4 protein-coding genes are annotated in these 9,450 nt (G+C 36.5%); 1 reads left to right on the forward strand and 3 read right to left on the reverse strand.

Annotated elements, in window-relative coordinates; all coding sequences use genetic code 11:
* Positions 1-211: 211 nt before the first annotated feature.
* Positions 212-967, forward strand: coding sequence for a type 1 glutamine amidotransferase domain-containing protein (locus G0Q09_RS14340; protein ID WP_219035389.1), 756 nt, complete (start codon positions 212-214; stop codon positions 965-967).
* Positions 968-1,379: 412 nt separating this feature from the next.
* On the opposite strand, the gene G0Q09_RS14345 is transcribed toward G0Q09_RS14340, so the two are convergent.
* From G0Q09_RS14345 to G0Q09_RS15080, 3 genes are all read right to left on the reverse strand, one after another.
* Positions 1,380-6,584 carry an Eco57I restriction-modification methylase domain-containing protein gene (locus G0Q09_RS14345; protein ID WP_219035391.1) on the reverse strand — a complete coding sequence of 1,735 codons (5,205 nt, stop codon included), beginning with the start codon at positions 6,582-6,584 and terminating at the stop codon, positions 1,380-1,382.
* Between the two features lie 4 nt (positions 6,585-6,588).
* Positions 6,589-7,269 (reverse strand): hypothetical protein, encoded by a 681-nt coding sequence (locus G0Q09_RS14350; RefSeq protein WP_219035390.1) that lies wholly within the window; start codon positions 7,267-7,269, stop codon positions 6,589-6,591.
* A 69-nt stretch (positions 7,270-7,338) separates the two neighbouring features.
* Positions 7,339-9,321, reverse strand: coding sequence for a hypothetical protein (locus G0Q09_RS15080; RefSeq protein ID WP_257468285.1), 1,983 nt, complete (start codon positions 9,319-9,321; stop codon positions 7,339-7,341).
* Between the last annotated feature and the right edge of the window lie 129 nt (positions 9,322-9,450).

A 9,450-nucleotide genomic window follows, 5' to 3' on the forward strand; every position in this document is an offset into this window, starting at 1 on the left:
TTTGCCTTGATTTTGTTTTGATAAGATCTTGACGATCTGAACTTCTGTAAAATTGCTTTGTTTCATAATTATCCCTAAGTTAATAAACTATATTTTTAAACGTTCCGTTTTTTAGGGAAGATTACAGTTATACAACCCGATAGTTTATAAAGGGAAATGGTTGTTTACCCATTTCCCTTTTTCTTTTTTAACAACAAAATATTTCTAAAAAATGAGCAGCCAAAATAATGTAATCAGAAAATCAGCACAGCATACCTATCCAAAGAAAAGAGTACTTTGTCTGGTATCTAATGCCGCACCACTTCACGGAATGGAAGTCGGTTTTTTTGCCGAAGAAATGACACGCCCATTTTTCGATTTCATCCACGCAGGATACGATGTTGATGTGGCTTCTCCCCAAGGCGGAAAAGTTGTGTTTGACGGACACAGCAACCCCGAAAATCCCGAAGGAGCTTATCCCAACGATTTGATCAGCATCGGTTTTGTACACCATAAAGAATTTGGGAGGTGGATGCAAAATACCATCGCAATCAGTGATGTCAATGTAAACGATTACGATGCTGTTTGTGTAGCCGGTGGCGGAGCTCCATTGATTACCTTCAAAGATGACACAAAACTGCATCAGCTTATTGCAGACTTTTATGAAGCGGGTAAAGTAACTTGTTTAATCTGCCACGGCACGTCCTTATTGCTATGGACACGATTGAACAACGGAGAACTTTTGGCCGACGGAAAAACCTGGACGGGATTTGCAGACAGCGAAGAAGATATGATTAACGAAATGTTCGGGATGACAGTAAACGATTATACTATCGAAACCGAAGCACGAAAAAATCCAAACACCAATTTTGAAGTTGCCGGAGCATTAGAACCTTTTGCTGTAAGAGATGGGTTATTGATTACCGCACAACAGCAACACAGCAGTTTCCTTGCCTCTCAACTGGTAATTGAGGCTCTTTCAGAATAGATTGTTTTTCCTGGTAAGAACAATAAGGGAAAAGTGGAAAGGGTTACTTCTTCCCACTTTTTTTTGTAATTAAAAACACAAATTTTAATCCTTTTATTACATATTATCTGTAGGTATCATATTTTACAGCATATAGTATTTTTGATATATAACAATTTTTCATTATTTCAGAATCCACCGCAATACTCCCATCATGTGTGTTGTTCTTAATTCTTAACTAAAATTTCTGTGAATATTTTACACTATTTTCGTATAACTTATATAATTACTCTTAATAAAAATTACATTGGGATCTGATAGTTTTCCTATAACATACAAGTTGTTTTAGGTTCTTTTATATGAATTGTGACTTTTGGAAATGCCTGTGTCTACTTACAAAGGCAGAATGATAGAATAAAAATGGGATTTAGTTTCACCTTTTTCTTCCTGAAAATATTTCAAATTGTTCGTTCAAAATATTTTCTTTTTCCATCAAGGGATTATTGTTTAAAACAGCATAAGGTTCTTTAGGTATAAATAATTCAGAATTATCCGTTTCTCTTTCTTTTACATAATCCCGGTTTTTAGCGATTTTCAGGGATTCTTCTTTCTCTAATCTGTATTGAGCGATTAATTCTTTTCTTAGCTCTGACAGGTTTTCTATCTGTAAGTCCAGCTCTTTGATCTTGGCTTCGGTGATTTCAGTTTGCTTTTCTATTTCTATGACATTTACCCCTTTTGCTGCCAGTTCCGACCTCGTGATTTTTCCCTTTTTATAATCCTCATACTTTCTCAACACAAAAGCACTATCTGCAAGAAATTTATTCTTTTCGCTCTCAATCCGCTTTTTCATTAGCTCAATCTCAATATTGGCTCTGGTTTCGGGATTGGTGATAATGGCAGTTTTCAGTTCCTGCGTATTAATGTCCGAAACGTCGATTACATCTGCGCCTTTCTTCATAGCTTCCAAATATCTCGCCTGTTTAGCTTGCAGTTTCTGAAGCATAAAAACATCAATGCTGTCATTGGTCAGCATAAAGTTTGCTCTGATATTTTCGTGCTTGTTTCCCTGCCTCCAAAATCTTCCTTCTACTTGTCTTAATGATGTGAAATTATACGGCAAAGTCAGTAAATATAAATCTGAGGTATTTTCCTGAAGATTCATTCCTTCCTGAATGGCTTCGCTGCCTATGACAATTTTTATTTTTCCCGAATTGAAATTATCCTGGATTTTCAGACGGTTTGCTTTGCTTGTTGCTCCGGTAATGATTCCAATTTCCTCGGGTTTGTAGCCCAATTCCTGTATAAGGTATTCTTTGAGCTTTGGAAATTCTTCTACTGCCAGCTCAGAATAAATGAGCTGTCCCGATTCTGGAATATCTTTTTTGTTCTGCCGGATTAAATTCATTGTCTCATTTAATTTCGGAGAATTTTCAACAAACTCTTTTACCGTAGGGATTTCACCATCATAATAAGGTGACAGGTATGGAGATATGGCAATTTTTCTTGCATTTAAAATGTGGGTTAGAATTGCTCCTTTTTGACCACCGTCAAAATTTTTCGCCAATATATCGTATTGCTCTTCGGTAAGGTCATTCTGCTCAATTTTATATTCCTTATTGAGTTTGTTTGGACGAATCAGTTCCTGATTGTCTTCTTCGCCTTTAACATCAATAAATTCCGATAACAACTGCTGAAAAAGAGAATTGTTTTTAAACCTGCGGACATTGGTTTTGAATTTCACATCGCCTTTGGCGTCAATTTCCATATCATTATCCGCTTCCATAAAGGTTTCAAAGAACGTATTGACATTGAAATAGCCGGAGTCTTCAAGACGGTTATTGGCAATCAGTGAAAGAATGGAATAATACTCCAAAGGTTTGTTGGTAAAAGGAGTTGCAGAAAGAAGAGAAACATTTCTTCCGTCATTCTGCTCCTGAATGTATTGTGCCGCCATCCATGTATTGATTCCGAGCTTGGAAGTCTGCTGGTTCTGGCTCCGGAAATCGGAAGCGAAACGACGGTCTTCGATTCTTACTTTTCCAATGATGTGATTGGCATTGTGAGCTTCATCAAAAGTCATATGGTCGAATCCGAAATCTTCCCAGTCATAGATTTTTCCACGTTTCATCTTTCCCTGCACCTCTTTATCTTTTTCCAGTTCTTTCTGAAAATCCCTTTCGGAATTTGTTATCCCTTTGAGCTCGCTTGCAGAGATATAATTAAATCTGGAAGCCAGTCTTTCCGTAATTTCCTTTGAGAATCCGATATTATTGAAACCCTCATAAGTAACGAGCGTAATTTCACCGTCCTTATTATCGAATTTTGACAAATCGTAATCTCTGCCGAGATTTCCTAAAACGTTTACTTTCGCATCCGGAATGGTTTCAAAAATCGTATCCACCCATTGTTTGAGAATACTATTGTTCGGAACAACTATGAGTGGTCTTGCAGCATTTTCCCGTTCCATTGCTTCATGCATCGAGAGAATTCCCGAAAGGGTTTTCCCGAATCCGACCTCGTGTGCCAATAATCCAACACCTTTTGTGGTCATTCTTCCGATTCCTCCTTTCTGAACTTCTGTTAAACGCAGCTCCTTTCCTTTGAAATTTTGGTGAATTTTTGAAAACAAAGGAAATTGGGAATAATTGGGGACGTAAATACTATTGTAATTCCGGTTGAAATCTTTTACAAAACGCTTCTTTAAATCTTCCTGCAATTCTTCCCGAAGAAATTTGCCGAATAAATCGTTAGCGGCTTCTTTTCTCCTTTCCCGAATCAGGGCATTTCTCTCCTTGTCGCTTCCGGTAACGGTTTCATTATCGACAAACTGGCGGACTTCCCATGAAGATGAACCTGCAAAGGCTTCAGAAGGAAGCTCGAGGATAAAGTCCTTGAATTTATCAGCAAGACTGTAACTTTCAATGAACGCTTCTTGTTGCCTTAAAGCCGCATTATATCGCATCTTCTCAACAGTTCCCAGATGAAATTGATGCACAAACTCATGATTCGGACTGATAATGATCTCATCTAATGTTTTGGCTTTAGGAAGCACTTTTTCCAATAATGCTTTCTGTTTTTCATATTGGTCTTTAGTTCCTCCGACAGCATATTTATCAGAAAAATCAATTTCAAGCTGTTCTAATTTTTTGTAAATATTTCCTTCAGCGTAATAAAAATCGTGAATCCATTGTCCGTCAATATAATTGGCAAATTTGTAGTGTTTACCGTAATTATTCAGCGTTCCGTCATAATCGGTATCTCTGAAAGCATCAATGAGTTCCTGTGAAATATCAGGGCTGTTCTGCAAAGATGTAGGGACAATGGCATCTTCTTTTTTGAATTGGTATTTGAGAATACTTGGTTTTATATCAGGTTTATTCTGAACTTTGTACTCTTCATTTTTTGCAGAATTTCTTTCCAGTATTTTTTCTGCATTCTGAAAAAGCTTATTCAGCTGGTCAGGGGAAAGAGTGTCGACATTTGTTTTTAACTTTTCATATTTTCGGATTTCAGCACTGACTGCCGGAGATTTGAATTTAATATCATTGAGCGTTTGGAGGACTTCAATTACTTTATTCTGAGCATTGGTAAGCAACGCTTTTCTTTCCTGCCTTTTATCCAAAATAGCGGTCTGTATTTTTTTTGCTGTCCTGCCTGAAGTCGAAGCTTCTTTAGCTTCCTTATTGGTGCCGTTATCAGCAAAAAGATCTTCAAAGAGATTTCCGATTCTTTCGGTATTTTTTTGAGATTGGATTTTTTCAATTTGAATCAGGGCATCATCAAGGTTTCCGGAAACATAAGCTTCCATTCTTCCGAACTGGTTGCTTCTTTCTTTTATTTCGCCCAAAACTCTGTCCTTATTTTGGGTAAAATATCCGGAAATATCCTGAGCTTGTTTATGGGTATTTTTCTTAAGAATAATGATATCGGTACCGATTTTAGTCCCGGCAAAAACTCCCGAAGGCAGCCTGAACGCATTGGTTATCTCGGCACCGTTTAATTTTTTCTGCCTGTTCAGCCATGCAGAAGGAAGAACCATTGCCAGAGTTCCGCCGTCCTTCAGAACATCCAGACTGCGTTTTATGAAATAATCTTCATATTTGGAAATATTGGGTTCTTCTCCTAATCCTTTGTAATAGCCTCTGTGGTCACCATAAGGCGGATTGCCGATGATAAGGTCGTACTTATTTTTAAATTCTTCGGGATTGGTTTTAATTCCTGTTTCCCCGATAAATTCGGTTTCAAAGGAACGAAGGTTGATGCTTACTTCAGGATGAAAGATTTTGGCAATTTTTGCCGTAGTTTCGTTGATTTCAAAGGCGGAAATATCACTTTTTATATCAAGACCTTTTGCAGCGTAAACAAAATTTCCTGTTCCGATGCTCGGTTCCAAAACGCTGATGTGATGTTGCCCTTTAAATTCGTTTCTGATGAGATTCTGAACAGCATCGACAATTTTGGAATCGGTGTAATATTCATCGAGTATTCCACGACCTTTCTTATCTGTTCCTCCGGATTTGTACTGGTTGCAGATGTTCTTTAAATCATCCGTAATACTCAGGTTTTCCTTGAGCAGGATTTTTTGATCATCAGAAACAAAGCAGGCTGCGGAAACTACTTCCGCAACCTGTTCATTGGTAAGCTTTTGCCCTTTGTATTGTAAAATAAGAGCATCTAATTCCTGTATTCCTGTCGCCAGATCTAATATTCCTCCCAGGGAATATTCTCCTTCTTCATTTTTTCGAACATGATTTTGTTGTGGGCTAATTGCGGATCTTCCTGGTTGTCCTCCTCCCACATGGCTCCGTTCTGTGCCTGCAAGTCCATTTCCAGCATCGTCGCTGCCCACTCCTTGTCTTGAAGTGTTATTTCGGTCTTGGACGGATTGGCTTTCCTCGAAAGACTTTCCAGCGTTTTGTCGAGATGTTCCGGATTCCACTTGCTGAGTTTCGGGAACTGTTCCGGATTTAATTGCAGTGTTTTCATCTTTTGAACTATTTAATGTGCTAAAATTAGTGATTTTCTGCTCATTGCTGAGCTTGTTTCTCAAATAATGATGCAAACTGCTGTTTCCTGATTCTGAAATGCCGTAAAATGAACGGACATCCCGAATATTCCTGCCCTCAAAAAAATCCGAAATCTTTTGGGTTGTGGTATTTCCTGTGGAATTTCCGTTCAGGCACAGCATTATTTTTCCATCAAAATTTTTATACCGTTCAAAAAGAAAATCCGTATTTTCCGTAGAATTCAGTGTGATTAAGGTTCTGCTGTTCTTCCTGTTCTCCATTTCCAAAAGCCGGAGAAAAGACAGGGTGTCCAACGCATTTTCAAAAACGACCATTTCGTTTTTGCTTCCTTTGATCTCAGAAATACCGGATTTGCCGATTGAATTATGATTCTGCGGATACAGAATTTCAAATCCTCCGGAATGAGTGGGTATGGCGATGCCGAGATATTTTTTCCCTGAATATTCGTAATAAACCTGGGAGGTATTCTGATGAATGAGATTTTTTGAAATCCCTTTTTCTTCAAAATATTCTGTGAGCTTATATCTGTTGGGGCTTATCTGACTGATGATTCTTGCAGAGGATTGATTCTCCGCAACTGCTGTGGCTTCTTGTTTCGGAAAATTCATACGGTTACTTCTTTTTCCTGCTTTCAATAAAGCGGTTGAATCTGAATAGTTCTTCGGCTTCCGAATCCCAGTTTTTTCGTGGAATCAGCTGCATGGATACGAAAATATCTTTCTCTTTATCGTAAGAATCTATTCTTTCAATTCTTCCATGATAATTTTCATCAACTTCTTTGTAAAAGGAATAAGGCAGAATAGTGTCAGTCGGATAAATGTAATATCGGGTATAATTCCAAGGTGAATTGATTTCAAAACGCTTGTAGTTCTTTTTAAAAAGGACGGTATCGCTTAATTTCCGGCGGTTCCTGTAATTGAGAATCGGGTCTTTCGTGAAGACTGCTCCGGAAGTTTTGCTATAAACAGAAATCGGTTTTTGCTTTTTTTGTATTTCTGATAAAACTGCTGAAGCATTATCATTTTCCAAAGCATAAAAAACTGAATCTTTGATGAAATAGGTGGTCATTGTCATTTCCGGAAACTCCAAATCGGGAACCAATTCAATGATCGAATCATTTTGATAATTGATTTTGGAAACGTGGAAAGTCTGCATTTTGTTTAAACCTTTGGAAGCATCAAAATACACATTGGATATAAGGTCGATTCCGCCTTTTTCTGCCTTGATTTCTTTGTGGCAGGAAATCAAGAAAAAAAACAAAACAAAAAATGGGAGTATTAAATTTTTATTCATTTTAGATGGATTTAAAAAAGCGGTAAATCAACAAGACCTACCGCTTTCAGATATGGGTCAGGTAGTATTTTAGCGTTTAATGCTTTGTTCTTTCACATTGTTTTTTTCGTGCTTGTTGTCTTGTTCCAATCCCTCCAATGGTTTGTTGGTATTGATTCGATTCATATCAGAATCATAGAGTTTCAAATTTCTGTTTTGAGGATTCAAAACCGCTTTTCCTTCAACAACTTGGTCATCCATTTCAAATTTTACCTTGACGATATTTCCTTTTTCCAAAGATTTAATGGTGTCTGCTTTGAATTCCGGCTTATCAAAAACCAAATTGGATTTTTCTACAATGTCGGCAGCATCTACACCATATTTTTTGTAGAAAATCTGAAAATTGTAGTTGCCCCATTGGTTCTTTTCCTCTCCAAAGTTCAGCTTTACAAAAGCTGGCTCTCTTTCTTTCGATTTGGGATTATCGAACTCAATTTTTACAGAACGTCCCTCTAAAAGATTGATCGCTTCTTTTGCTGTATACGAGTTTTCCTTACTTACTCTGAAATTCTGGGAAACGGATTCTCCCTTTTCGTTGGTCAGGTTTGCATCGTAAGAGTTCAGAAAAACGCCACCTTTTTCAGTTTTGTTGAATTTCAAGGTAAAATCAACCTTGTTTCCGGGCAATGTTTTGTCGGATGTGGTTTTAATTTCAAATTGCTGTTTCTTGGAATTGACGCCTTTTTCTAAATCTTTGTGGAGTTGTTCTCCGCCTCCGAAACCTAAATATCTGAATTGCGCTTTCAAATATTCTAACTGGTCGAATTCTTTTTCCATAATTTCTGGGGTTTTATTGTTATATAAATTTTGAATGTTTATTTCTGATATTTCTTTGGAAAAATTTCTCTTTAACTCATCAACTAATTCCGAGAAATAATGTGCCTCAAATTGACTCTCCATCTCTGGCAGATTTGAAACATTAATATTAGAGGCTTCAAGAGTTCTTGATAAAGAATTTAGCTTACTTGAGTATTCAGGCTCGGTAACGTTATTGTATTCAAATAAACTTTTTTGATAATCACTTTCCCCTCTGTCATAACTGTCATCCCTAAAATCTGCCTGTTGTGGATAATAAGGTGGAAAAGTTTGTATATAACTGAGAACTGTATTCTTTAATCCTTCATCCATTTTTGCAATTTCTATTGCAGCTGGAAGGATGTTTTTTGTAACGTTTTCATTGAAATTATACCCAGGAATTTCATTTTTATCATAATGAGTTTGTAATTTCGTTGATAGTTCTTGTATCTGATCTTTAGAGAACTCATGAGAAATATCAGGTCGAATAGCCGATAAATTTCTACCATTAAGAATTTCTTTTAAACTAGAAACGAATTCGTTTTTCAAACCTTCGTCAGTTGTATGAAAAATTGGAGGCATTGAATGTTCTCCATATGGTCTTATAGAAATTGATTTATTGTAACCTTCCGGAATAAAATGTCTCTCCAAATTCTTTACAAGACTTTCAGGCGAATCAATCTCTGTAATTGATCCTGCAATACCAGGAGTAGAAGCATCAAGCATCAGTGTTTTTTTACTATTATTCAAAATATTTACTATTTCTGAAGCTTTATTTTGGATGTCCAATTTGGTTTTACCAATTTCAATAAATGGAGTTATTTCTATTCCTAGCCTTTTAGCTTCAATTTCATAATTCCGGAAATGATAGGCTTGTTTTTCATCTATCTGTGTTTTGGTCATTCCGGAGCTTAAATCTGTTTTTTGAGTAAGTTCTTTGGCATATAAATCGGCTAATAATTTGTGCTTATCAATCAGCTTATTAATATTTAATTGCAAATCATTTTGACGATCCTGAACAACATAAGTTTTAGAATTAGAAAAATCTATTTTTTCTATAAATTTTACAGTTTCAGCAAAATTTGGAAAATGATGCCGTTTGTCATTTTCAAGAACAACAAATCGACTAGGATTCATATTCGCTTTATTTCCATTTTTATGATCATAGATTTGAAGAAACTTTTCTTCTTTTTCTGTAAATTTTCTTTCCCCATCCATCATGGATATCCTAACGAAAGTTCCAGAGTAAGAAAAGGTATATAATACTTATCTTACAATTATGAAAGGAATAAAAAATCATTACGATGCTTCATTTAAATTACGAGCGGTAGAATTGAGTTATGAAAG

This window comes from Empedobacter falsenii (assembly GCF_019308355.1).
GTDB lineage: Bacteria > Bacteroidota > Bacteroidia > Flavobacteriales > Weeksellaceae > Empedobacter > Empedobacter falsenii_B.